Here is a 22640-nt window from a genome sequence, read left to right on the forward strand (position 1 = left end):
GGATGTGCAAGAGCCTTCCGTCTGAGCAATGGACGTGCGTTGAAGTGTTGGCTGAAGAAGATGTCCTCGTCGCCTACGAGATCTCGGAACTCTGTCACGAAGTCACTCGCTCTCTTGCCCGTTCGGTTCAGGAAATCAGCAACGCTGCTTGCCAGCCGGTCGGCTCGCCGTCCGCTTCCCGGAATGCTGCGTCGCCTTCGGCATAGGATTCCAAGGCGAGGGCGATGCCGCCGGCCCCGTCAAGGAATCCAGGCATGTCTGCTCCCTGAGGCGTGTTGAGCATCGCCGTCCGGAAAGCGAATGAATATTCCGGATCGAATTTTCTGAGCACTCTTTCAGCGAGACGGTGCTCCAACTCCGTAAACCGCTGGTCATGCATGGTTGAATTGCAGGCCCGTATCAGGTGCAACAGCCCCGCCCAGCCGTGGCACAGACCGGCGTCCTCGATACCGAATTCCTCAAGGGGTGTGGACAGCAAGGGGAGGAGCGACTTTTGTGCCATCGTGTGCCAGTGAGGTCTGTCGAGGGCGAGGGCAGCCAACTGTATTGCCCGCGTTACGCCGGGTACGCCGTAACACCAGGACGGGCGTGATCTCACCTCCGCTGCCGCACCGCGTCGCCAGTCGTCAAGGGTGAGCAGCCGAGGCCAGTAGACGCCGTTTTGATCTTCCATGGCGAAATCGAGGAAAATATCCACAAGCCGTTCAATGGCTTCTTGGTGCCCACCGACCACGACGCCTTCGCGATAGGCGAGTGACAGGAGAGACAGCGGGCCGGCGATTCCGTGTGCCAGCCCCAAGTTCAAGTGGCCGTCCTGGTAGGTGTCGTCCGGAGTTCCCTGCCGTGGTCCTTCCATGGCCCACAAACCAGGTACCGTGCAGCCCTTGTGAGCGATCGGCTCGGTCATGCGTACCAATCTGCGGAGGACGACCTTGAGCGCCTCGCTCCCGGTATCCCCCCGGGCCAGCAGATATCGTCCTGTCCCGCTCAGTCCGCGGGTGACATCAAAGTCCGCCAGGCGGGCGAAGAACGCTTGCTCGGACCGGCGCACCACATGGTCAACCTGTATCTTGACGAACTCATCGAGCCGTGTCAGGGCTTTGGTGTAGCCCAATCCGGCTCGGTGAGCCATGAGAACGGAGAAGGCCATGGCGCCGACACCCAGATACAGGCCTTGAGGTCGGAGGGCAGTGGCTGTGCCGGTTTTCGAAAGAGCTGCGGAGGCGGCCGAAAGGAAAGAGTGGGTGCTGCTGGACGTGAGAGGAGAAGCGGATCGTGATGAGCTGGACAGCAGAGCGACGCCTGGGTATCCGCCGGCCAGTGAAAGATCGTCCCAGAGGGGATTCGGTCTGTGCCGATCGACGGCTACGGACCGCACTCCGGGTATGCCGGTGCGAGACACGACCATGTCAGGATCGGAAAGCCGGGCTCTCACCAATTCTCCTGCGGAAAGCGCCCTTTCCCGCAACTCGCTCGTCAACAACTGGCCCCGTCCCTGGTCGTCCTGCGGAGGATTACTGTCGAGGTGAGACAATTCCCCGTTTCATCCTCTCGGTGTGGGCCAGCGCAACGCCTCGAAGAACGGCGTAACTGCGTTTCTCCTTCTCCTTGTTGATCCCGATCAGACGGTTGTGCTGCATGTGCAGCACTGAAAGGATCGTGTCTTCGGCCAGAGGTGTTCGATCCGGATCGGCATCGTTGACACCGACGATGGCGCCATACACACCTGCTGATGGAGAATCCATCCATAGGGCCTGCAGCCCTGGCAATCCAATGACCTCGGCCAGCTGCTCGGCAGCACGCCCTGGCACTACCAGCCCTGTGGAGATCCGGCGATGCTGCTGGAAGAACTTGTGCTGGGGCTGCAGTTGGAACTTGCGGACGACCCAGGAGGGCCAGTTCCACAGCCCCAGCGATTCAAGGAACACCGCATAGTTCATGGCAGCCAGAACCTCGTCGGGGATGGCTTCGCCGCCGTTACGCAGGCGCCACCTGATCTGTGCCACGGCAGCCTGGCTGTCCAGGTTGAACAGTTCTTCGGCAACGCTGATGGCGGAGGGGCCGCCGTACCGCTGGATCTCCGGTTCGTAGGTGTCGAGCTGCAGAGAGGAGATGGCACCGGACTCCCTGAGTTCCCGGGCGTGCCTGCCCAGGGCCGGCAGAACGTGCGTGGCAAGGTCGTGGGCCCTGCCACGCATCCTCAGCCTGATGTGCGGCTCCGGGTCGTTGAATCGCATGTAGAACCAGCAGTCGATATGAGGCTCGACCTCTTTGATCAGGCGCGGAATGTGGAGCGCAATCAGGGTGTTCTGTCTGTCGGGGAGTGCAAAGAACTTCGCATAAACCCACTCCTCGCCGGGAAGATGGAATTCTTTCCGGGCATGGGGTGTCATGCTTCTGGTCTGTCGCTTCTCGGTTGTTTTCGCGGCAACACCGGAGGTCTGGGGAACATGGGAGGTCAGCGGAACAACCAGTTCATTGCTGTGTCCGTTGATCCAGCCGAGCAGTTTTCCACCCTCGGTCAGATCCTCGAACACCGATATTTCGCCACGTGCCAACTCGTTCCGAAATATCTTCCGATGCCACGTGTCGTTGAGATCGAGGAAATACGCTCGATCGCTGTGCACTATGCGGACTTCGTTCGGAACCCTGTACCTGCCCCGCCATTCTTCGAGTGCCGAGTTCCAGTCGGCCCAGTTCTTCGTGGCGTCGCGCATGTGGCGGGTCGGCTTCCAGCGCAATGGTGAGACGACAGTTCTGCCGCGAGTAACCCGCGGAAGCATCGGCAAGGCTTCGAGTCCTGCCCATCGCCAGCTGTACCAAGGCTTCACCTGCGAAAGACTCAGCTCGTTGAGCAAACGTGCGAGATTTGGCGCCCCGGTCTCCATGTCAAGCATGTGGGCCACGACGGGAACCACCCGCTTGCCAGTTTTCGACCAGGTTATTTCCAGGCCCGACGGCGTGGCTGTCACCAGCAGGTCACGCCAGTCGATCACGTTCCTCTTGCGGCTGTCGGCGTAAACCCCCAGCGGAATCTCATAAGGCAGGAACGCACTGGGCGTCTGCATGACATTGAGCGCCCTCGCTACACGCGGCGCGAAAACGACCTCCGCAGTGATCTGTTCGGACCCCGAGCCTGATCGGACGAGAGAGGATATTTTCTCGGCGGACTGCAGAAGGTCGCCGTAACGGGCTACGCTGGCGCCGCTCAGCCAGGAACCGGTAAAGGGCGATGTCAGTAGGCGAAAATCGCCGTTCTGGATGGACTCCGTACTGTGTGAGACAATTTGCAGGCAGAGTTCCATGGACGGCAGCGGGACATGTGCGCGGGTGTCTTCCGAAATCTGTTCAAGCACTTCGTCCGTGAGTACGATCTCGCGTTGCTCTGTCGCCAGGGATTCCTGGACGAGTTCCCCGAGCAGGGCCCGCCGCTCTCCTGTGGGCGTCGGAACCACATCCTGACCGCGCCAAGGCGAACCGCGGTATCCGCGCGGGTAGCCGAGGCCGCGGTGCGGGTCCACCAACTCTTGCAGGGGAACCGCTGCGCCCGTCCCGTACTTGTCCCTGAAGCGATCCATGTATTCGCGCAGATGCGGTCGCGGTTCTACTTCAGGAGCGATGCGCCACATGCTTGACGCGTATTCCTCGACCTCGCGCAGCACCGATGGGGAAAGAGATACCCGGTGCGGCATCCGTGTTTCTACTCGCAGTTGCGGTGTCACATCCGGTGAGATCTTCCGCATGCGGGCCAACGCCCGATCCCACGCGGCCCGTCCGTCTCCCAGCTCTGCCTCTTCGTATTCCGTCCATTCCGATAGACCGAGACGGGATCCATCAGTCTCTTGTGCCACGGATTTGGTAACCCGGCCCCAGTAGTCTGCGTCATTTTTTCCGGGGGTGACTGATGTCAGGAGGAAGCCGTGCGAGGTCAACTGGGAAAGTACCCCGTCGATATCGCTTTCGGAGAACTTGTCGAACCTCGTGATCGCTTGATCCAGGAGATTTGCGTAGGGCACGGGGGCGCTCGCCTCGTTGAGAACCCACTCGACGAAGGGAGTCATTCGGATCGATGTCTCCTGCTGCGCAGCCGTTCCGTCCGGGCCGTGAGGGGCACCGGGCACCGGCCACGTCACTCGAACCCTGCCGTCATGGACGGTGGCCAGGTTGTTCGCCGTGACCTGGAGGCGGCGTCGTATCTCGGGCTTGCTCAGCCACAGGGACACGGTCTCGTCCAGCCACTGTCCGTCCAGGCCGACGGACTTGCCGGCCGCACCGCCTTCATCCATCGCGGCGATCGCGGCGACCGTAGGGATCGTCACGCCGGCGAAGAGACCGAACGGCGTCGACCGGGTCTCCATCCGGAGTGCGTAGCGCGTAAAGGAGATGGCCAGGCTGTTCAGCTTCTTCAGAGTGAGTTCCCGGCCGGACTCCAACTCGTCGAGAGACCGGGAGAGGCTCTCGCTGGCAACATGCACCGCTTCACGCAGTACGGGGTCCTTGGCCAGTTCAAGCAGATATGCGACAAGTTGCGTACGCTCGGCGGAACCGTCACTCGCCACGTCCGGTGATGTGACGTTGAGCGCCCCCCTGGGCAAGGTCGACACCCTGAGTGCCATCGGCTGGCCGGCGTGGAAACAGACCTGGTCCATGCCCTCTCCTTGATCGGACGTGAAGTGTGGGGAGGTGTCGTTCCTCCCCACACCAGGCAATGCCTTCGGTCGATCTAGCAGAGGAGGCACATGGAAACGGGCGAGAGGGTGCTGACGGACCCTCCGACGCTGCAGCACTCGGCCGTGGCCCAGCAGTTGCCCTGGGTCAGTTCACCCAGCGACGGTGCCTTGTCCCCGGACACCTCGAGCTCGGCTATGTGCAGGTCGAGGTCCAGCTCGTTGCTGAGGGTGTCCTGGGCGTCGTCGAGCAGAATTGCGGTGGGCATGGTGATCCTCCGTCATCGTCTGAAATCGGCGTGAGTGGGACGCGGCCTCCCCCGTGCGCGGATGGTGCTGCGCGGCCGTAGATCGAGAGTGGCATTGGGGGTGAGGTCGAATCCTTGTAGCTTTCTTGAATCGATCACAGGGCGATGACTGTGTGCCTGCGGAGTGCGCACGACGGGAGGCTCCGCCGTTCGCCGCCGTGGTGGCCCGCGGCCGTGGTCGGTCAGCCGTCAAGAGCGGTGATTTTTCTCCCCGACCGTCTCCAGGGCGCCCCGGCAGGCCGCACGGTGGTCCGCGGCCCAAGCGGCGAGAAGACGCAGGCCCTCGTGCGTGGGCGTGCCCGGGGCGGCGGTCCAGACGATGAGTTGCTGGTCGGGGTCGGTGCCGGCGGTGAGGGTGTCCCGTTCGAGGACGAGCTCGCCGGCCACCGGATGGTGAAGCGTCCTGGTGCCGGTGGTGCGGGCGGCCACGTGGTGGGCGGCCCACCGGCGCCGGAAGTCCGGGTCCCGCTCGGACAGGTCGTTCACGAGGGCGGTGAGACGGGGCGAGCCGGCGTTGTGGGCCGCCTCCCTGTGGAGTTGGGCGACCACCGTACGGGCCGTGGCCTCCCCGTCCGCGTACAGCTTTCGCACGGCGGGGGAGAAGGCGATCCGGGCGTAGGTGCGTTCCTCTTCCGGGATCCGCGCGAAGTCGCCGACGAGGGCTACCTACCGGACCATGGACGAACGCCGCGCCGTCAAGACCCTCCGGCGCCCCTGACATCCAGCGGCAGACAAAGTCCGGACACGACACGCAAAGGCCGGACGGCGCGCCCGAAGACTCGGGCGGGCCGTCCGGCCTGCGCACATCGAGGGGTCAGCCCCGGCGTACCTCCTCCAGCCGTACGGGCCGGTGCTCTGTCAGCGAGAGGGTGCAGGCCTCGGCGATCAGGCCGGCCTCGATGGCGTCGGCGACCGTGCACGGAGAGGTGGCGCGGCCCGCGACGACCTCCGTGAAGGCGGTGAGCTCGGCGCGGTAGGCGGGGGCGAACCGGTCCATGAAGAAGTCGTGCGGTGTGCCCGCAGGGAAGGTCGCGCCCGGCTCCACGGAGCGCAGCGGCAGCTTGTCCTCCAGGCCCACGGCGATGCTGTCCCGCATGCCGTGCAGTTCCAGGCGGACGTCGTAACCGCGGGCGTTGTGGCGGGAGTTGGAGACCAGGGCGATCGTTCCGTCGTCGAGGGTGAGGAGCGCGGAGGCGGTGTCGACGTCACCCGCCTCGGCGATGTACTCGGCACCCCGGTTGCCGCCGACCGCGTACACCTCGACCACCTCACGGCCCGTGACCCAGCGCACGATGTCGAAGTCGTGCACGCTGCAGTCCCGGAAGATGCCCCCGGAGACGGCCACGTACGCGGCGGGCGGCGGCGCCGGGTCCAGCGTGGTCGACCGTACGGTGTGCAGCTTGCCGAGTTCGCCGCCGACCACCGCCTTGCGGGCGGCCACACAGCCCGCGTCGAAGCGCCGGTTGTAGCCGATCTGCACCTCGACGCCGCTGCCCTGGACCGCGTTCAGTACGTCGAGGCTCTCCTCGACGGTCCGCGCCACCGGCTTCTCGCAGAACACCGGGATGCCCGCCTTGACCGCGGCGAGGATGAGCGCGGGGTGCGCGTCGGTGGCGGCCGCGACGACGACGCCGTCGACCCCGGCGGCGAGCACCGCCTCGGGGGAGTCCACCGCCGTCGCCCCGAAGCGCTCCACCGCCGCCGCGGTGGCCGCCGCCACCGGGTCGCTGACCACCAGGGTGTCCACCGCGTCGAGTCCGGCGAGGGTCGCCGCGTGGAAGGCGCCGATCCGACCCAGCCCCAAGATGCCGATACGCATGAGAAGTCGCTCCTAAAACCAGTGGGGGAATGCCCGCTGAGGGGGTGAGGGGGTTGAGGGGGGTGAGGGAGTCCGGTGAGGGACTAGGGATGAGGGGACAGGGGAATCAGTCGAGTCCGCCGAGGACGATCTGGTCCCAGTCGACGACCGAGCCCGTGACCACCCCGCTGCGGTCGGAGAGCAGGAAGACGACGAAGTCGGCGATCTCGTCGACCTGCCCGAGCTTGCCCATGGGCTGTGACCGGGCGGCCTTCTCCCGCCAGTCGTCGCCCGCGCCGTGGAACATGCGCTGAATCTCCTCCTCGCCCTCGGTGTCGGTCCAGCCGATGTTGATGCCGCTGATCCGGATCCGGTCCCAGCGGTGCGCGTGGGCGGCGATGGGGGTCCCCCCGCGCGAGCGAAGCCGAGCGTGGGGGAGGGTGAGGCCCATGAGTCCGGCCTGGCGGCGACGTACGGGGCGAGGAAGGGCTGCCCGCCGTGCGCGGCGGAGGTGATGATGTTGACGACGGTGCCCGGCGCCCCGCGGTCCACCAGGTGCTGGACGGCGGCCTGCATCGCGAAGAAGGGGGCGCGCAGGTTGATCGCCATGTGCGCGTCGAACAGCTCCGGCGTGGTGTCCGGCAGCGTGCCGCGTGACGTCAGTCCGGCCGCGTTGACGAGACAGTCGATCCGCCCGTGAGCGGCCACCGCCCGCTCGACACTGCCGCGGGCCTGCGGGGGATCGGCCAGATCGGCCCGTACGAAGGTGGCGCCGGTCTCCGCGGCGAACTTCTCGCCGACCTCGGCACGGCGCCCGGTGAAGGCGACCGTCGCGCCCTCGCGCAGCGCGGCCCGTACGATGCCGGCGCCGACGCCCTGGCTGCCACCGTTGACGAGAACGACTTTGTCCCCGAGCAGTTGGTTCATGAAGGTGATGCCCGTCCTTTTCAGCTCCGGCGGCGCTTGGCGCCGTCCCGCAGTTCCTGGCGCAGCCGCTGTGGGCTCCACTCCTCCGTGACGGCCCGCCACACCGTGTCCGCCTGGGAGGGCGGGGCGAGTCCGTCGACCGGCGGGTCCAGATCGAGGTCGGTGGGGAACGCATAGCCCTCCGCGCAGGCCGCCACCACCCGGCGCAGCCAGGCCTCGCCCGCGCCCTCGCGCCCGCGCCGCAGCAGTACCGGGAACAGCGCGTTCGCCATCGCCTCCCGGTGCACGGTCTCCATCGCGCGGCCGAAGGCGGAGGAGATCTGCAGCAGGTTCGCCGTCCGCAGGATGTCCGCCGAGCGGTTGTGGCCCGCGGCGTGGAAGAGCGCCGGGTTGAAGAAGACCGCGTCTCCCTTGGCGAGCGGGAGCTGGACGTGGTGCTCGTCGAAGTACGCGGTGAACTCCGGGCGCCGCCAGGCCAGATAGCCCGGCTCGTACTTCTGCGAGTGCGGCAGGTACAGCGTCGGGCCGGACTCCGCGGGCATGTCGCAGTGCGCCACCGCGCCCTGGAGGGTCAGCACGGGGGAGAGGCGGTGGACATGGGCCGGGTAGCGGGCCGCCTGTTCGTCGGAGAGGAAACCGAGGTGGTAGTCCCGGTGCGGGCGCTGCGCCGGGCCGCCCGGGTTGACCACGTTGATCTGCGAGGTGACCTGGTAGCCGGGGCCGAGCCAGGCCTCGGCGGCGAGGGCCAGCATGTCGTTGGCGTAGTAGTCGGCGAAGACCTCGGGGGCGCGCAGGGCCATCTTGTCCAGCGCGCTCCACACCCGGTCGTTGGCGCCCGGCGCGGCGAAGTGGTCACCGCGGGCCGCGCCCGTCGCCCGCTCCTCCTCGATCAGCGCCTCGAAGACGGCGGTGGCACGGTCGAGGACGTCCGGGTCCGTGAACGCCCGCCGCAGCACGACGACGCCCGGCCCGTCCAGCAGCGCGCGCACCAGCTCGGCCCGTACCGAGCGGCTCTCGTACGAGGCGCGCAGCCGCTCGCTGTCGTACACGAGGACGTTCTGTACGACCTCTTCGGCCCTCGGGTAGTCACGTACGTCCGTCCGCTCCTCGACCAGTGGGCGGAAGGTGTCGAGACGACAGTCCTCCTCGGTGAACCACATCCGTGATCCGGTCCTTCCGGTGCGGTGACCTTTCTGCCAGTCTCATGAGGACGGGGCCATCATTCAATCCGCAGAGAACCATCAAAAACCCCTCATCCGACCGCTGGACCGCGGGACGCGGCACAGGACGGCAACGGACGCGGCAAGGAACACGGCAAGGAACACGCAGCAAGGGACCACATGGGACATCCGTATACGATCCGCGAGATCGCCCGGCAGGCCGGCCTGAGCGAGGCGACGGTCGACCGGGTCCTCAACCGCCGCGGCGGCGTCCGCGAGAGCACCGCCCGGGAGGTGCGGCAGGCCATCAGCGATCTGGACCGCCAGCGCACCCAGGTCCGTATCGGCGGCCGCACCTTCATGATCGACATAGTGATGCAGACACCGGAGCGGTTCTCCTCCGCGGTGCGTGACGCCCTGGAGGCGGAACTGCCCTCCCTGCACCCGGCGGTCGTGCGCTCACGGTTCCACTTCCGCGAGACGGACCCCGCGGCGGAGCTGGTGCGGGACCTGGACCGGATCGCCGCGCGCGGTTCGCAGGGAGTGATCCTCAAGGCCCCCGAGGTACCCGAGGTCACCGCCGCGGTCGGCCGGCTGGTGGCGGCCGGCATCCCGGTGGTCACGCTGGTGACGGACCTGCCCAGCAGCCAGCGCCTGGCGTACGTCGGCATCGACAACCGGGCCGCCGGAGCCACCGCCGCCTACCTGATAGGGCAGTGGCTCGGCGACCGCCCCGGCCATGTGCTCGTCACCATCAGCCGTGGCTCCTTCCGCAACGAGGAGGAACGCGAGATGGGTTTCCGGAGCAAGATGCGCGCCGGTGACCCCGCGCGCCGGCTGGTCGAGGTGACGGACAGCGACGGACTCGACTCGACGCAGCGGGCCCTGGTCCTGGCCGCCCTGGAACGGGATCCGGAGATCAACGCCGTGTACTCCATCGGCGGCGGTAACACCGCGACCATCGAGGCCTTCGCCGCGCTCGGCCGCGAGGTGCGGGCCTTCGTCGCGCACGACCTGGACCACGACAACACCCGGCTGCTGGCGGAGCTGCGGCTGTCCGCGGTGCTCCACCACGACCTGCGGCAGGACATGCGGCGCGCCTGCCAGACCATCATGCGGGCCCACCAGGCACTGCCGGACGAGGGCCCGTTCCTGCCGTCGGCGATCCAGGTGGTGACGCCGTACAACATGCCGCCGGGGTGACGGCCCCGCTGCCGCGTCCGCGCGCGGCCCCGGCAGCGACCGCGGGCTACTCGGCCTGGCCCAACGGCTGTCCCGCGGGGCCGCTCGCCCGCCCGGGTGCCGCGGCCCCGAGGTCCGCGCCCGCCCAGGACAGGGCCTGCCAGCCCTCCCGCGGGGACCCCTCCAGGATCACCACGGCGGTGTTGTCCAGCCGGTGGGCGCCGGCGAAGGGCACGTCGACATTGCGCGCCCGGGCCGCCGTCCACACCCGGATCGCGGCACCGTGGCTGACCATGGCGACGCTGCCGGCGCCGGTCGCCGCGGCCTCCGCCACCACCGCGTCGAACCGGCCCAGCGCCTCCGTGCCGCTCTCCCCGCCCGGCAGACGGCGTTCGGGCTCCCCGTCCACCCAGGCGAACGCCGTCGTCAGATACAGCCGGGCCGCCTCGGTGTCGCCCCGCATCTCCAGGTCCCCGGCGGACAGCTCGCGGATGCCGTCCCGTACGAGCACCTCCAGTCCACGGGCCGCCGCCAGCGGGGCCGCGGTCAGCTGGGTGCGGACCAGGGTGGAGGCGTACAGCGCGTCGATGTCCTCGTCCGCGAGTGCCTCCGGCAGCGCGGCGGCCTGCTTCTCGCCGAGCGCGGTGAGACCCGGGCCCGGGGTGGCGGTGTCGAGCAGGAACGCCACGTTGGACGGGGTCTGGCCGTGGCGGATGAGGATCAGGCGCATACGGTCACCTTCTCAGACGGCGGTACGTGCACGGAGGCCCAGGGGTCCGTCCCCGCAGGCCCGGGTCGCCTCAGCCGCCGACCGTGAACCAGGTCGCCCGGGACTTCTGCCACTCCGGGTGGGTGAGGTCCTTGGCCTCGGTGCCGTCGCCGTACAGGTCGGCCGAGCCGTCGTCGGTGATCAGCTGGGCGCGGGCGCCGGGGGTGGTGAGGTCCGGGACGTCGACGACCGCCTCCCAGCCGCCCGGGTCCGAGGTGGGCAGGTCGAGCCGCTTGACCGGGGCGTGGGCCGGGTCGCCGTCCCAGGAGTAGAGGGCGTACGGGTCGCTGTTGTCGTCGGCCTCCCAGGAGCCGGCGACGATCAGGTACTGGTTCGCGGCGTTCTTGCGGAGGTCGCGGACGGACAGACCGCCGAGGTCCAGCTCGATCGGGGTGCCGAAGGCGGCCGCGGCGCCACTGCCGACCACCTTGTCGAGGTTGGTGACGGGGACGAGGAGCGCCCTGCCGCCGGGCACCGCCGGGGCGAGGGGGGCGCGGAAGCCGACGTACGCGGTGGTCGTCGAACCCGGCGCGAACTCCAGCCCCTCCACGTTGAACCCGTCGATCTGCTTGGGGACCTGGCCGTCGTCGGTGCCGGCCGCGAAGCCGTAGCGGTCGCCGTGCGCCTCGTCCCAGGCGACGAGGTCGTCCCGGAGCTTCTTGTACGAGCCGCCGTACGAGAGGGCGGTCGCCGCGCCCGAGCCGGTGACCTTGGTGGTGAAGACCGTGTTGCGGGCGGACTTGTACTCGCCGTCCTTGTTGTTGCCCAGCGAACCCGTCCAGTAGATCGTGTCGCCGACGCGGGTGGCGCCCTCGATGTCGATCTCCTTGGAGACACCGATGTTCGAGCTGAAGTCCCAGGTCCTGACGGGCGCGCCGGAGACCGAACGGTCGTACAGGCGCAGGGTGTTGGACTCGTCGTCCGCCACGACCAGGTATCCGCCCCCGACGTCGACCGCCGCGGAGGCGTCGCTGGAACCCGTGAAGTACCTGCTGTCCGCGGCCTGTTGGACGGCGGCGGACGCGGCGTAGTGCAGCGTCTTGGTGGCGCTCTGCCCGTCCACGCCGGTGACCTTCACGGTCAGGTCGGTGTAGCCCCGGCCGCGCGCGGCGACCGCGACCTGGCGGGTGGTGCCGGTCCCGGAGACCGTGACGTCGGCGGTGGTGGCCACGGAGGTCTTGCTGCTCTTGGTGACCGCGACGGCGAGCGCCCCGGCGTCGGCGCCGCTCTGAGCGACCGTCACCTTCACGACCGGATCCCCGCTCGCGCCCACCGCGCCGGACAGGTACGTCGCCGACAGTGACAGCGTCGGCGTACCGTAACTCGCCGCGTTCGCCTGGCTTCCCATGCCCATGGCGGCGAGCGTGAGCATCCCGCCCAGCACGGCGACCGCCCTGCGACCCGAGGGGAAAACGTAGTCCTGCACGGGGACCCTTTCGTCGGCGCGATGTCGACGAGAAGGCTCGGCCGCTCCCACCAACTGCCGACGGCCCGAACACGTCCACGGGGTGAAACGGGGTGGACAAGTGCGGGCGCCGTTCACGGAGTCATACCGATCCGAGCAGGCCGTCGAGGATGCCCTTCTCGGCGAGGTGGAAGGCGAGGCCGCCCACGGGAGCGAGCACGGCACACAACCAGTAGCGGTGCACCCCGGCGCGCGCCAGGTAGACGGTCAGGAGAGCGGTGAGCAGCGCGCCGACGGTCAGGAAGACGGCCGCCTCTCCCCAGTAGTGGAGCGCCAGGCCCAGCCAGAGCGCCTCCCCCAGCACCACCGTCGCGATGACCGCCCCGGCCACGGCCCGTACGTCCCCCCGCCCGCGCCGTACCGTCCACCCGGCCCACCCCAGCAGCGGTCCTCCGGCCAGCCCCGCCACCGACCACACGGCGGCGGTTCCGAGCCCTCCGGCCCCGAACGTGTCCCCGAGCGTGGACGCCGTGTAGTAGCCGCCGCAGGTGGTGAGCATCATCAACGCCCCGCCGCAGACGGCGAGCTGCCGGGCACGGATCAGCGCACCGGCCGCGGCGGTCCAGATGATCCAGGCGGACACCGAGTTGGTCGCCCGCTCCAACAGGGGTGTCGTCCCGTGCAGGCCGTACGTCGCCCAGCCGAGCAGCAGCCCGAAGGCCGCGGTCGCGGTGAGGACGGTGACGGGGGTGTCGCGACGGGACACGGTTGCGGTAGCCATGCCCCCGCACTATACACATGATGTATACGCGCGATGTATAGTAATGGCGGCTGCTCGTCCGGCAGATCTCCCCGCGCCAGAGGTGGTTGGACGGCCGACTAGCTGTGGTCCGGACTTGGTCGGGCGGTGTCGTTCGAGGTTGTTTCGGGTCTGGTTTCGGGTCTGCTTTCGGGTCTGGTGTGGAGGACTTCGCGGGCCTGTTCGGCGGCGCGGGTGATGCTTTCGCTGATGAAGTCGAGGAAGCGGGCGATGTTCTCCAGGCGGGTGGCGGCGGGGGTGTGGGGGCCGAGGACGGCGACGCCTTGGCGCGCGGTTTCGACGAGCTGGTCGTTGGATCGGGCGCCGGCGATCGTCGCCTGGTAGAAGAGCTCGTCATCGACGACGTAGCGGTCGCGGCGGCGTTCGTCGCGTTCTCGGCGGACGAGGCTCTGGCTCTCCAGGAAGGTGATCGCCTTGGAGATGGACGCCGGGCTGACCTGGAGGCGCTGGGCGAGCTGGGACGCGGTGAGGCTGCCCGCGTCGGTGGTGAACAGGCAGGTCAGCACCCGGGCTGTCATCTTGGTCAGGCCCGAGGCCATGAGGACGGTGGTGAGCGTCTCCTCGTACGCGGCCACGGCCTCGGCGTCGCGTCCGTGCGGCTGGGGGACCGACTCCGGCCCGCGGGAGGGGGCGGGCCTGCGCCGGTGGGCGCGACGCTCGGTGGCGCGGTGGGCCAGGTCGGCGCGGTAGGCGGTGGGGCCGCCGTTGCGCATCACCTCCCGCGTGATCGTCGAGGTCGGACGGTCGAGGCGGCGGGCGATCTCGGCGTAGGGGAGGCTGTCGGCCAGCCCCAGCGCGATCTGCTGGCGTTCCTGCTGGGTGAGCCTGCCTCCCGGCATCGCGATCTCCTTGGTGATCCTTCGTGGCGGTCCCCGATCTCCCCCACTATAGCGTTCACTTCTCATCCATTGCAATGATCAGGGCGGTTGCCGTTGCGTTACGCTCAAGACCGTTGCAACAGTTTCTTGGCCTCTACCTGCATGAATGCTGATTTCATGCAACGAACATGTTGTCGCGTTCTGGAAAGCAACGTAGCGTTTCCGATGTCAGAAACAACGAGCGAGCACCGGAGAACACGATGCAGAAGTTCGACACCCCCGCCCCGATCTCCGCCGTCCTGGACATCCCCGCCGGACGCATCCAGTTCATCGCCGCGGACCGCGCCGACACCACCGTCGAGGTCCTGCCCGCCAACCCCTCCAAGAGCCGCGACACCAAGACCGCCGAGCAGACAGAAGTCGCCTACGCCGACGGTGTCCTGCGGATCACGGGCCCGACCCCCGACAACCAGCTCTTCGGGCCCTCCGGATCCCTGGAGATCACCGTCCAGCTGCCGGCCGGCTCCCGCGTCGAGGCCAAGGCCGCCAGCGCCGAGCTCCGCGGTGTCGGACGCCTCGGCGACGTCGCCTTCGAAGGCGCGTACCGCCAGATCAAGATCGACGAGGCCGCGAGCGTCCGCCTCACCGCGATCGACGGCGACGTCGAGGTCGGCCGGCTGGGCGGCCCCGCGGAGATCAGCACCGCGAGGGGCGACATCCGGATCGCCGAGGCCGTGCGCGGCACGGTCGTGCTCCGCACCCAGTCCGGCGACATTTCGGTCGGCGCCGCCGCCGGCGTCTCGGCCGCCCTGGACGCCGGCACCGACTACGGCCGCGTCAGCAACGCCCTCAAGAACGACGGCACCGCGGAGCTCGACATCCGCGCCACCACCTCCCGCGGCGACATCACCGCCCGCAGCCTCTGAAGGAGCAGAACGCGGAACCTACGGCCCCACTCGGCGTCCCCGTACGGGTGGTGGCCGTAGGCGTCCCGGATCTCGGCCGGCGGATCACCCCGCGCTCCTAGGCAGGGCCATGGAGGGCCTGCACGCTCATCAGCTTGCGAGTGAAGCGGTGCATGTGGGGGTCGAGGGTGTCCTCCGGCGTGGCGAGGACCTGGTCCAAGGAGAGCCACTTGATCGCGTCGAACTCGGTTTCGTCGAAGGAAATGACCCGGCCTGCCTCTGCTCGCAGGACGTACCACAAGGACACGTCAGTGTGCTGCCCTTGGCCGCGCGTCCGTGTGACGGTCAGGAAGAGCGGGCGGTCGCCGGTGATCGAGGCGGGTACGGCCTCGATGCGCAGCTCTTCGCGGCATTCACGCCGGACCGTGTCCCACGGATCCTCCGTCGGCTCGACGTGGCCGCCGCTGGGAAGCCACAAGCCGGCCTTGCGGTGGGCGACGAGCAGGAGCTCCTCGCGGGTCTCATCGAGTACGACGAAGTAGCTGACCAGATGCTTCGCCGGGGTGGCGGGCTTCAGCGTCCTGCAGAGGGGAGCGCCGCCGGTGATCCACTCCGCAGTTGCGGCGAGGTGTGTCCGCTCCTGATCGTCCCAGGGCTCGATGCCGCCGAGCACCTGCATCAGCCGGGCGCGGAGCAGTTGGTCGGGGACGTTCGAGGAATCCATGGTGACCACGGACACATGATGGCAGGGGAGCCACAGCCTCTCGCGGGTCGAGCCGGCCGGCGCCGGTCGTGGCCGCGGCGGCAGGGCGAACAAGGGCCGCACTCGCGGGAAGACCCGCAGGCGTCCTTCGGCTGCACGGAGTTGGGCATCGACCTTGCCCAGGTCTTCGAGCGGGTCAGTCGAACAGCGTGCCCTGCTCGCCCTCGGCCGCCCGGCGCACCCTCTTGTTCCGCGCCCCCACCACGGCCAGTGTGACCGCCGCCGTGACGCCGAGCGCCAGGGGGACCATCCAGCCGCGGTTCACGGCGTGGCCGAGCGCGTGGTCCAGCGAGAGACGGCCGGGGCCGGCCACGGCGAGGCCCGCCGCCGTCAGGGCGAGCGACGCCGCGTACTCGTAGCCGCCGGCGTGGGCGAAGAACCCGTTGGGCGCGTGCACCGCGGCCGCGCCCACCATCGCCCCGGCCGCCGCCGCGCCCGCCGCGGGGGTCGCGAGGCCCAGCGCCAGCAGGGTGCCCCCGCCCGCCTCGGCCAGCCCCGCCGCCGTCGCGCTCGCCTTCCCGGGGGTGTAGCCCATGGACTCCATGGCCGTCCCGGTCGCTTCGAGACCGCCCCCGCCGAACCAGCCGAAGAGCTTCTGCGTCCCGTGCGCGGCCAGCACTCCGCCCGTGCCCAGACGGAGCAGCAGCAGGCCCAGATCGCTTCGGTCGTAACAGGTCACGGTGGCTCCCAGAGCAGACGGACGGCGGCAACGGTCAACGGTCCCTCCCGTGTCTCCACCGTCGCACCGATGACGTGTGACCGACGTGTTCGGGGTGTCGTTCGGGTGGCGGGCGCCCGGGACCGGTGTGAGGGTGACTCCCATGACGATTCAGGTAGCGAAACTCAGCGACCCGGCCGTCCGGGCCTTCGTCACCGCTGTGAACGCCCATGACCGTGACGCCTTCCAGGCCGTCCTCGCACCCGGCGCGACCATGTCCGACGACGGTGCCGACCGCGACCTCGCCGACTGGACCGATCGGGAGATCTTCTCCTCCCGCGGCCACATGGAGGTCGACAACGAGTCGAACGGCGGCCGTGCCCTCATCGCCCGCTACAACAACGACACTTGGGGCGAGATGAAGACGAGGTGGAGCTTCACCGTCGACGACGGCAGGATCACCCGCTTCGAGACCGGCCAGGCGTAGCCGAACCACCCGGGAGCCGCGAGGAAGGGGAGGGACGCCCCTGCCGCCGTACGACTACTGCCGACTACTGCGCGGCGTACTGCTGGGACACGGCGCTCCGCGCACCCTGCTCGGTCAGCGAGATCTGCCCCGCCTTGATGGTCGCCAGGCGCGGTGCCCGGCGGGCGATCGACGAGTCGTGGGTGACCATGATGAAGGTCAGCCCGTACTCGTGCCACAGCCCTTCCAGCAGGCCCATGATGTCGTCGCGGGTGCCCTCGTCGAGGTTGCCGGTCGGCTCGTCCGCGAGGAGCACCCTCGGCTTCTTGACCAGGGCGCGCGCGATGGCGACACGCTGCTGCTGGCCGCCGGACAGTTCGGACGGCGCGTGTGTCAGGCGGTCGCCGAGGGCGACCGAGGCCAGCGCCTCGGCGGCCCGCTCGCGCCGCTCCTTGGGCTTCACCCCGAGCGGTACGAGCGCGGTCTCGACGTTCTCCTGCGCGGTCAGCGTCGGGATGAGGTTGAACGACTGGAAGATGATGCCGATCTTCTCGGCGCGCAGCCGGGTCAGCTTGGCCTCGCTGACGGAGGCGAGGTCGACGCCGTCCAGCTCGACGCTGCCGGAGGAGGGGCGGTCCAGGCCGCCGATCATCTGGAGCAGGGTGGACTTGCCGCCGCCGGTGGGGCCCTGGATGACGAGCTGGTCGCCGTCCTCGATGGTGAGGTCGATGCCACGCAGCGCCTCCACCGTCTCCTTGCCCCGCGTGTAGCGCTTGGTGACGCCGGTGAGCTTGTACATGAGGTTCTCCGAGAATGAAGAAGATGAAGGTGCGGAAGAGGATCCCTTCGAAAGGGATCAGGAGACGCTGCGCAGCGCGTCCGCCGGGCGCATCCGGGAGGCGCGCCAGCCGCCCATCGCGCCGGCGATCAGGCCGCCCGCGATGGCCAGGCCCGCGGCGAGCGCGATGGTGGTCACCGAGACCGGCGCCGAGAGCGCGATGTCCATGGTGTTCTTGACCGCCTGCTGACCGGGACCGCCGCCACCGGGGCCACCGCCCATGCCACCGCCACCGCCGCCGGTGTTGCCGAGTTCCGCGGTCAGCTTCGGGCTGATCGCCGTCACCGCGTACGCCGCGCCGAGGCCGATGGCGATGCCGAGCGCGCCGCCGATCAGACCGTTCACGATGGACTCGCCGACGACCTGCCGGGTGACCTTGCGGGACGGCCAGCCGAGCGCCTTGAGGGTGCCGAACTCACGCACCCGGCGGGACACGGCGGAGGAGGTCAGCAGCGCCGCCACCAGGAACGCGGCCACGAGCACCGCGATGGACAGCCACTTGCCGACGCTGGTCGCCAGGTTCGAGGCGGTCGACAGGGAGCCGGAGACGGTGGACGCGAGGTCGGCGGAGGTGGTGACCGTCGTACCCGAGATGTTCTTCTGGATGGTCGACTTGACCGTGTCGATCTGCTGGGAGTCGGTCGCCTTGACGTAGATCGTGGTGACCTTGTTCTTGGCGTCGCCCAGCGTCTGCGCCTGCTTCAGCGGCAGGTAGACGTCGACCGTCGACTCACTGCTGTCCGGCGTCGCGATACCGATGATCGTGTACTTGGTGCCGGAGATCGTGAGGGTCTTGCCGACCGTGTACTTGTTCTCCTTGGCGTACGACTTGCTGAGCACCGCGACCTTCGCGTCGGTCTGCGCCGCGGTGAAGGTCTTGCCCGTGGTGATCTTCGAGGTGGCCAGCGGGCCGAGGTCCTGGTTGGTGACGTCGACGCCCGAGACGGAGTACGAGTTCACGTCGAAGGAGGCGCCGCCGCCCTGCACCTGGGGAGCGCCCGTGCTGCCGCCGCCCTGGCCCCCGCCGGGGCCGCCCTGCTGGGAGGAGCTGCCGGACCCCGTCGAGGACTTCGCGGTGCCCTGGGTGAAGGAGCCGTCGACCTTGGTGACGTTCAGGCTCAGCGCGCCCACCGCGCTCGCCACGCCCTTCTGCGCGGAGACCTTGGTGACCAGCGAGGAGGCCAGGGACTGCCCGCCCTGCGTCATCACGCGGTCGGAGCTCTGCTTGGTGCTGCTGTCCGACTTGGCGTTGAAGTCGAACTTCGGTCTGCCGGACGAGTTGCCCGAAGGCGCCGTCTGGGCCTTCGTCACCGTCATGTCGGTGCCCAGCCCGTACAGCGACTTCAGGACCTTGTCCTGCGCCTGCTGCATGCCGGCCGACACCGAGTTGACGGTGATGACCAGCGCGATACCGAGCGCCAGACCCATGGCGATCACCAGGGCCGCCTTCTTGCGCCGGCTCAGCTCTCGCTTGAGATAGATGCCAAACATCCCGTTCCCCAAAGGTTCTTGGCGCCCGCTGTGGGCGCGGCCACAAGCTATGGAGAAACCTTTGAGCGGGGCTGAGTAAGAGATGTGTGAGAGCTGAGAAAGTGGGGGCCGGAATCAATATTCGGTAAGACAGCTGATTCCTAAGGTCCGGAGGGGCTATTGCCAGGAAACCCCTGTTGAGTGGGGTGCTGAGGGCATGAGAGGGCCGGACGTACGGGGCGGGGCGCGGCTTTGACGCGCCTTTGTGTGCGCCGTGCCTTTCCTTTGAGCGTCTTCGGGCGTCCGCCGCTCGGCATCTTCGACACCCCGCCGTGCGGCGCCGCGAACCGCTTTTGTACGGTCCCGGGATGCGCGATTCCTCTCCCGTCCCCCCGCGTTCCGCCCCGCTCACCCGCCGTGCCGCTCTCGGCCTCGCCGCGGCCCTCCCCCTGGCCGCGGCCGGCCCCGCCTCCGCGAGTGCCAAGAGCGCCACGATCGGCGGTGAGCGGCTGGCCCGCGCCGGTGTCCAGATACGCGGCGCCTCGGGGCTGCCCGAACGGCTCACCGCCCGCTCCTGGCTCGTCGCCGACCACGAGAGCGGCGAGGTGCTCGCCTCGTACCGCGCGCACACGCGGCTGGCGCCCGCCTCCACGCTGAAGATGCTCTTCGCGGACACCGTGCTGAAGAAGTTCGAGCGGACCGAGCGCTACAAGGTGACCGACGCCGACCTCGCCGACATTCCCTCGGGCTCCAGCCTGGTCGGCGTCAAGCCCGGGATCACCTACACCGTCGAGCAGCTGTGGCTCGGTGTCTTCCTGCGCTCCGGCAACGACGCGGTGCACGTGCTCAGCCATATGAACGGCGGCCTCGCCGGGACGGTCGCCCAGATGCAGGCCAAGGCCGAGGACCTGCAGGCCCTGGACACCCACGTGGTCAGCCCCGACGGCTTCGACCACAAGGGGCAGCTGTCGTCCGCCTACGACCTGACGCTGTTCGCCCGGCACGGCCTCGCCGACGCCGACTTCCGCGCCTACTGCCACACGAAGACCGCGAACTTCCCGGCGGGCGGCAAGAAGACCTTCCAGATCCAGAACACCGACCGTCTGCTGACCGGTGCGTGGGGCGTGCCGACGTACGACGGACTCATAGGCGTCAAGAACGGCTACACCAGCAACGCGGGCAACACCTTCACCGGCGCCGCGACCCGCGGCGGACGGACCCTCCTCGTCACCGTGATGCACCCCAAGAGCGGCGGCAGCGGCGTCTACGAGGAGACGGCCGCGCTGCTCGACTGGGGATTCGGCAAGGGCGCGCGGGCGCAGTCCGTGGGCACCCTCGTCGATCCGCTCAGCGAGGGCGGCGCCACCGCGCCCCCGACCCGGAAGGCGGCGAAGGCCGCGGCCGGAGCACCCGCGGCGGCGGCCGCGGGCGGCGACTCGTCGTGGGGGCTGGTCGGCGGGGCCGGGGGAGCGGTCGCGCTGCTCGCGGGCGGGGCGTACGCGTGGCGCAGGCGGCGGCGGGTGGTGGGGGACGAGGCCCCGGAGGAACGGCAGGACCGTCAACAGGGCTGACCAGGGGCGTTATCGGGGCAGCCGTTCCGAGGCCCGGAGCTCACCTCGCGGTCCCGCGCGAGGTCCGCCCCCACCCGGGCCGCGGAACGGCTGCCACCACCCCCCTCGGTGTGGACCGTGGTCGTACCGAAGTCCTCCACTCCAAGTGTGAAGCTATGGTGGAGGAGCAATGAGCATAAGCCCGCTATCGGCCCGAACGGTACGGACGTTCAGCTTCCGTTTGTGCAGGTTGAGTCGTTGACGAACGGTCCGCGGCAGCCTCAGCCGCGCCCCACGTACGGCATCGCCGTCGCCAGTACCGTCGCGAACTGCACATTCGCCTCCAGCGGCAGCTCCGCCATGTGCCGCACCGTGCGCGCCACGTCCGCCACATCCATCACCGGCTCGACCGCCGTCTCCCCGTTCGCCTGCGGGATTCCGGTCCGCATGCGCTCGGTCATGTCGGTCGCCGCGTTGCCGATGTCGATCTGACCGCAGGCGATCCGGTACGGACGCCCGTCCAGGGACAGCGACTTGGTCAGCCCCGTCAGCGCGTGCTTGGTCGCCGTGTACGGCGCGGACCGCGGGCGGGGCGCGTGCGCCGAGACCGAGCCGTTGTTGATGATCCGGCCGCCATGGGGGTCCCCCCGCTCGAGCGAAGCCGAGAGTGGGGGAGGGTCCTGCTCCTTCATCTGCCGGTAGGCGGCCTGCGCGCACAGGAACGCGCCGTTGAGGTTGGTGTTCACGACGTGGAGCCAGGCCTCGTACGGCAGGTCCTCCAGCGGGACGCCGCCCGGGCCGAACGTACCCGCGTTGTTGAAGAGCAGGTCCAGCCGGCCGAAGCGCTCACGCACCGCGTCGAACAGGGCGGCCACGTCCTCGGGACGCGAGACGTCGGTGCGTACGGCGAGGGAGGGCCCCTCGGGGACGAGGGCCGCCGTCTCCTCCAGCGTCTCGGGCCTGCGTCCGGCCAGCGCCACCGACCAGCCGGCGCGCAGCAGTTCGGCGGCCACGGCGCGGCCGATGCCGGAGCCCGCTCCGGTCACCACCGCGATCTTCGTCTGCATGGCATTCATGGCCCCGCAGCGTACGGGAGGGGCCGTGAATGCCTCGTTCGCCGTGCTAGTCGGTCTCGCCGGGGTAGTGGACGCCGATCTGGTCACGTATCGCGTCGAGCGTCCGCATCACGGCGAGGCTGCCGTCCAGGGGGACGAGCCGTGACTCCTTCTCGCCGGCCCGCAGCGCGCGCATCACCTCGGCGGCCTCGTGCTTGAGGCTGGTGCGCGGACCGTCCGCCGGGTCGGCCGTGAACTCCTCGGGGTCCTGGCCGTCGCGGTGCAGCACGAGGCGGTCCGGGAAGAAGAAGCCGCCCGGGATGTCGATGCGGCCCTGGGAGCCGGTGACGGCGGCGGCCACGGGGGTACCGCCGTTGACGGAGCAGTGCACCGAAGCGAGAGCGCCGCTCTCCCAGGTGAGCAGTGCTCCGGTCTGGAGATCGACGCCCTCGTCGGAGAGCACCGCTCTCGCCGTGATGCCCGAGGGCTCCCCGAGCAGCAACTGCGCGAACGACACCGGATAGACACCGAGATCGAGGAGCGCGCCCCCGCCCTGCGCCGGGTCGCGCAGCCGGTGCGAGGGCGGGAACGGGCCGGAGATTCCGAAGTCGGCCTGAACCGTGCGGACCTCACCGATCACACCGTCGTCGACGAGCCCCTTGAGCCGCCGGATCAGCGGATTGCAGTACATCCACATGGCCTCCATCAGGAAGCGGTCGTGCTCCTTCGCGAGCGCGACCAACTCCCGCGCCTCGCGCACGTTCAGCGTGAACGCCTTCTCGCACAGCACATGGCGCCCGGCCTCCAGACACATCCCGGCGGCGGCCCGATGCGCCGAGTGCGGGGTGGCGACGTACACCACGTCGACGTCCTCGTCCGCGGCGAGCGACGCCCAGTCCCCGTACGCCCGGGGTATCCCGAACCGCTCCGCGAACGCCTTCGCCGAGGCGTCCGTCCGCGAGGCCACGGCCACCACCTCGGCGTCCGGCATGTCCACCAGATCCGCCGTGAACGCCGCGGCGATCCCACCGGTCGCCAGAATCCCCCACCGCACCCGTTCGCCCACGCCCGCCATTCCGGC

Annotated in this window: 19 protein-coding genes and 2 pseudogenes; 4 read left to right on the forward strand and 17 right to left on the reverse strand. The window is 69.1% G+C overall.

The genetic code is table 11. From position 1 onward, the window contains the following. Positions 1–127 precede the first annotated feature (127 nt). The 7 genes and pseudogenes from RV986_RS36985 to RV986_RS37015 form a co-directional block, all read right to left on the reverse strand. On the reverse strand, positions 128–1408 hold the full coding sequence (locus RV986_RS36985) for a lanthionine synthetase C family protein (RefSeq protein ID WP_475924568.1): 1281 nt from the start codon (positions 1406–1408) through the stop codon (positions 128–130). Positions 1409–1514: 106 nt separating this feature from the next. Continuing rightward, a complete protein-coding gene (locus RV986_RS36990) occupies positions 1515–4649 on the reverse strand; it encodes a lantibiotic dehydratase (RefSeq protein ID WP_475921533.1) in 3135 nt (1044 codons plus the stop codon). Positions 4650–4723: 74 nt separating this feature from the next. Next, positions 4724–4936 (reverse strand): hypothetical protein, encoded by a 213-nt coding sequence (locus RV986_RS36995; protein ID WP_475921534.1) that lies wholly within the window; start codon positions 4934–4936, stop codon positions 4724–4726. Between the two features lie 228 nt (positions 4937–5164). Further along, positions 5165–5626 (reverse strand): annotated as a pseudogene (locus RV986_RS37000) (MmyB family transcriptional regulator); the annotation flags it as partial. A 163-nt stretch (positions 5627–5789) separates the two neighbouring features. Beyond that, positions 5790–6794, reverse strand: coding sequence for a Gfo/Idh/MocA family protein (locus tag RV986_RS37005; RefSeq protein ID WP_475921535.1), 1005 nt, complete (start codon positions 6792–6794; stop codon positions 5790–5792). Between the two features lie 106 nt (positions 6795–6900). After that, positions 6901–7700: pseudogene (locus RV986_RS37010) on the reverse strand (SDR family oxidoreductase). A 20-nt stretch (positions 7701–7720) separates the two neighbouring features. After that, positions 7721–8860 carry a phytanoyl-CoA dioxygenase family protein gene (locus RV986_RS37015; protein WP_475921536.1) on the reverse strand — a complete coding sequence of 380 codons (1140 nt, stop codon included), beginning with the start codon at positions 8858–8860 and terminating at the stop codon, positions 7721–7723. A gap of 180 nt (positions 8861–9040) precedes the next feature. On the opposite strand from RV986_RS37015, the gene RV986_RS37020 reads away from it, so the two are divergent. Then, a complete protein-coding gene (locus tag RV986_RS37020; protein ID WP_475921537.1) occupies positions 9041–10063 on the forward strand; it encodes a LacI family DNA-binding transcriptional regulator in 1023 nt (340 codons plus the stop codon). Between the two features lie 46 nt (positions 10064–10109). On the opposite strand, the gene RV986_RS37025 is transcribed toward RV986_RS37020, so the two are convergent. The 4 genes from RV986_RS37025 to RV986_RS37040 all read right to left on the reverse strand — a co-directional run bounded on the left by RV986_RS37025 (position 10110) and on the right by RV986_RS37040 (position 13875). Next, complete coding sequence (locus RV986_RS37025; protein WP_475921538.1) at positions 10110–10772, reverse strand: histidine phosphatase family protein; 663 nt, start codon at positions 10770–10772, stop codon at positions 10110–10112. 70 nt (positions 10773–10842) lie between these two features. Next, positions 10843–12183: a hypothetical protein gene (locus tag RV986_RS37030; RefSeq protein ID WP_475924569.1), complete on the reverse strand. Its 1341-nt coding sequence runs from the start codon at positions 12181–12183 to the stop codon at positions 10843–10845. Between the two features lie 175 nt (positions 12184–12358). Continuing rightward, a complete protein-coding gene (locus RV986_RS37035) occupies positions 12359–12997 on the reverse strand; it encodes a DUF6518 family protein (protein ID WP_475921539.1) in 639 nt (212 codons plus the stop codon). 98 nt (positions 12998–13095) lie between these two features. Beyond that, a complete protein-coding gene (locus RV986_RS37040; protein ID WP_475921540.1) occupies positions 13096–13875 on the reverse strand; it encodes a helix-turn-helix domain-containing protein in 780 nt (259 codons plus the stop codon). 239 nt (positions 13876–14114) lie between these two features. Between RV986_RS37040 and RV986_RS37045 the strand changes: the two genes are divergently transcribed. Continuing rightward, on the forward strand, positions 14115–14780 hold the full coding sequence (locus RV986_RS37045; RefSeq protein ID WP_475921541.1) for a DUF4097 family beta strand repeat-containing protein: 666 nt from the start codon (positions 14115–14117) through the stop codon (positions 14778–14780). Positions 14781–14877: 97 nt separating this feature from the next. Here RV986_RS37045 and RV986_RS37050 read toward each other — a convergent pair whose 3' ends face one another. Both RV986_RS37050 and RV986_RS37055 read right to left on the reverse strand, forming a co-directional pair. After that, complete coding sequence (locus RV986_RS37050; RefSeq protein ID WP_475924570.1) at positions 14878–15483, reverse strand: NUDIX hydrolase; 606 nt, start codon at positions 15481–15483, stop codon at positions 14878–14880. A 175-nt stretch (positions 15484–15658) separates the two neighbouring features. Next, complete coding sequence (locus RV986_RS37055; protein ID WP_475921542.1) at positions 15659–16201, reverse strand: DoxX family protein; 543 nt, start codon at positions 16199–16201, stop codon at positions 15659–15661. Positions 16202–16343: 142 nt separating this feature from the next. On the opposite strand from RV986_RS37055, the gene RV986_RS37060 reads away from it, so the two are divergent. Then, on the forward strand, positions 16344–16667 hold the full coding sequence (locus RV986_RS37060) for a nuclear transport factor 2 family protein (protein ID WP_475921543.1): 324 nt from the start codon (positions 16344–16346) through the stop codon (positions 16665–16667). A 64-nt stretch (positions 16668–16731) separates the two neighbouring features. Here RV986_RS37060 and RV986_RS37065 read toward each other — a convergent pair whose 3' ends face one another. After that, a complete protein-coding gene (locus RV986_RS37065) occupies positions 16732–17445 on the reverse strand; it encodes an ABC transporter ATP-binding protein (RefSeq protein WP_475921544.1) in 714 nt (237 codons plus the stop codon). Positions 17446–17502: 57 nt separating this feature from the next. Then, on the reverse strand, positions 17503–18975 hold the full coding sequence (locus RV986_RS37070; protein WP_475921545.1) for an ABC transporter permease: 1473 nt from the start codon (positions 18973–18975) through the stop codon (positions 17503–17505). 347 nt (positions 18976–19322) lie between these two features. Here RV986_RS37070 and RV986_RS37075 point away from each other — a divergent pair, with 347 nt between their 5' ends. Continuing rightward, on the forward strand, positions 19323–20525 hold the full coding sequence (locus RV986_RS37075; RefSeq protein ID WP_475921546.1) for a D-alanyl-D-alanine carboxypeptidase family protein: 1203 nt from the start codon (positions 19323–19325) through the stop codon (positions 20523–20525). A 260-nt stretch (positions 20526–20785) separates the two neighbouring features. On the opposite strand, the gene RV986_RS37080 is transcribed toward RV986_RS37075, so the two are convergent. Both RV986_RS37080 and RV986_RS37085 read right to left on the reverse strand, forming a co-directional pair. After that, on the reverse strand, positions 20786–21580 hold the full coding sequence (locus RV986_RS37080) for an SDR family oxidoreductase (protein ID WP_475921547.1): 795 nt from the start codon (positions 21578–21580) through the stop codon (positions 20786–20788). 46 nt (positions 21581–21626) lie between these two features. Continuing rightward, the gene (locus tag RV986_RS37085; protein ID WP_475921548.1) at positions 21627–22634 is read right to left on the reverse strand and encodes a Gfo/Idh/MocA family protein; all 1008 of its coding nucleotides are present in this window, start codon (positions 22632–22634) and stop codon (positions 21627–21629) included. Positions 22635–22640 lie beyond the last annotated feature (6 nt).

It is taken from the genome of Streptomyces sp. RLA012 (assembly GCF_056270325.1).

Excerpts from the sequence above, each read along its gene's own strand:
- RV986_RS37065 (WP_475921544.1), bottom strand. The coding sequence starts at position 17,445 with ATGTACAAGCTCACCGGCGTCACCAAGCGCTACACGCGGGGCAAGGAG.
- RV986_RS36990 (WP_475921533.1), bottom strand. The coding sequence starts at position 4,649 with ATGGACCAGGTCTGTTTCCACGCCGGCCAGCCGATGGCACTCAGGGTG.
- RV986_RS37040 (WP_475921540.1), bottom strand. The coding sequence starts at position 13,875 with ATGCCGGGAGGCAGGCTCACCCAGCAGGAACGCCAGCAGATCGCGCTG.
- RV986_RS37025 (WP_475921538.1), bottom strand. The coding sequence starts at position 10,772 with ATGCGCCTGATCCTCATCCGCCACGGCCAGACCCCGTCCAACGTGGCG.
- RV986_RS37075 (WP_475921546.1), top strand. The coding sequence starts at position 19,323 with ATGCGCGATTCCTCTCCCGTCCCCCCGCGTTCCGCCCCGCTCACCCGC.
- RV986_RS37080 (WP_475921547.1), bottom strand. The coding sequence starts at position 21,580 with ATGAATGCCATGCAGACGAAGATCGCGGTGGTGACCGGAGCGGGCTCC.
- RV986_RS37035 (WP_475921539.1), bottom strand. The coding sequence starts at position 12,997 with ATGGCTACCGCAACCGTGTCCCGTCGCGACACCCCCGTCACCGTCCTC.
- RV986_RS37005 (WP_475921535.1), bottom strand. The coding sequence starts at position 6,794 with ATGCGTATCGGCATCTTGGGGCTGGGTCGGATCGGCGCCTTCCACGCG.
- RV986_RS36985 (WP_475924568.1), bottom strand. The coding sequence starts at position 1,408 with ATGGTCGTGTCTCGCACCGGCATACCCGGAGTGCGGTCCGTAGCCGTC.
- RV986_RS36995 (WP_475921534.1), bottom strand. The coding sequence starts at position 4,936 with ATGCCCACCGCAATTCTGCTCGACGACGCCCAGGACACCCTCAGCAAC.
- RV986_RS37030 (WP_475924569.1), bottom strand. The coding sequence starts at position 12,183 with ATGCTCACGCTCGCCGCCATGGGCATGGGAAGCCAGGCGAACGCGGCG.
- RV986_RS37060 (WP_475921543.1), top strand. The coding sequence starts at position 16,344 with ATGACGATTCAGGTAGCGAAACTCAGCGACCCGGCCGTCCGGGCCTTC.
- RV986_RS37020 (WP_475921537.1), top strand. The coding sequence starts at position 9,041 with ATGGGACATCCGTATACGATCCGCGAGATCGCCCGGCAGGCCGGCCTG.
- RV986_RS37070 (WP_475921545.1), bottom strand. The coding sequence starts at position 18,975 with ATGTTTGGCATCTATCTCAAGCGAGAGCTGAGCCGGCGCAAGAAGGCG.
- RV986_RS37050 (WP_475924570.1), bottom strand. The coding sequence starts at position 15,483 with ATGGATTCCTCGAACGTCCCCGACCAACTGCTCCGCGCCCGGCTGATG.
- RV986_RS37045 (WP_475921541.1), top strand. The coding sequence starts at position 14,115 with ATGCAGAAGTTCGACACCCCCGCCCCGATCTCCGCCGTCCTGGACATC.
- RV986_RS37015 (WP_475921536.1), bottom strand. The coding sequence starts at position 8,860 with ATGTGGTTCACCGAGGAGGACTGTCGTCTCGACACCTTCCGCCCACTG.
- RV986_RS37085 (WP_475921548.1), bottom strand. The coding sequence starts at position 22,634 with ATGGCGGGCGTGGGCGAACGGGTGCGGTGGGGGATTCTGGCGACCGGT.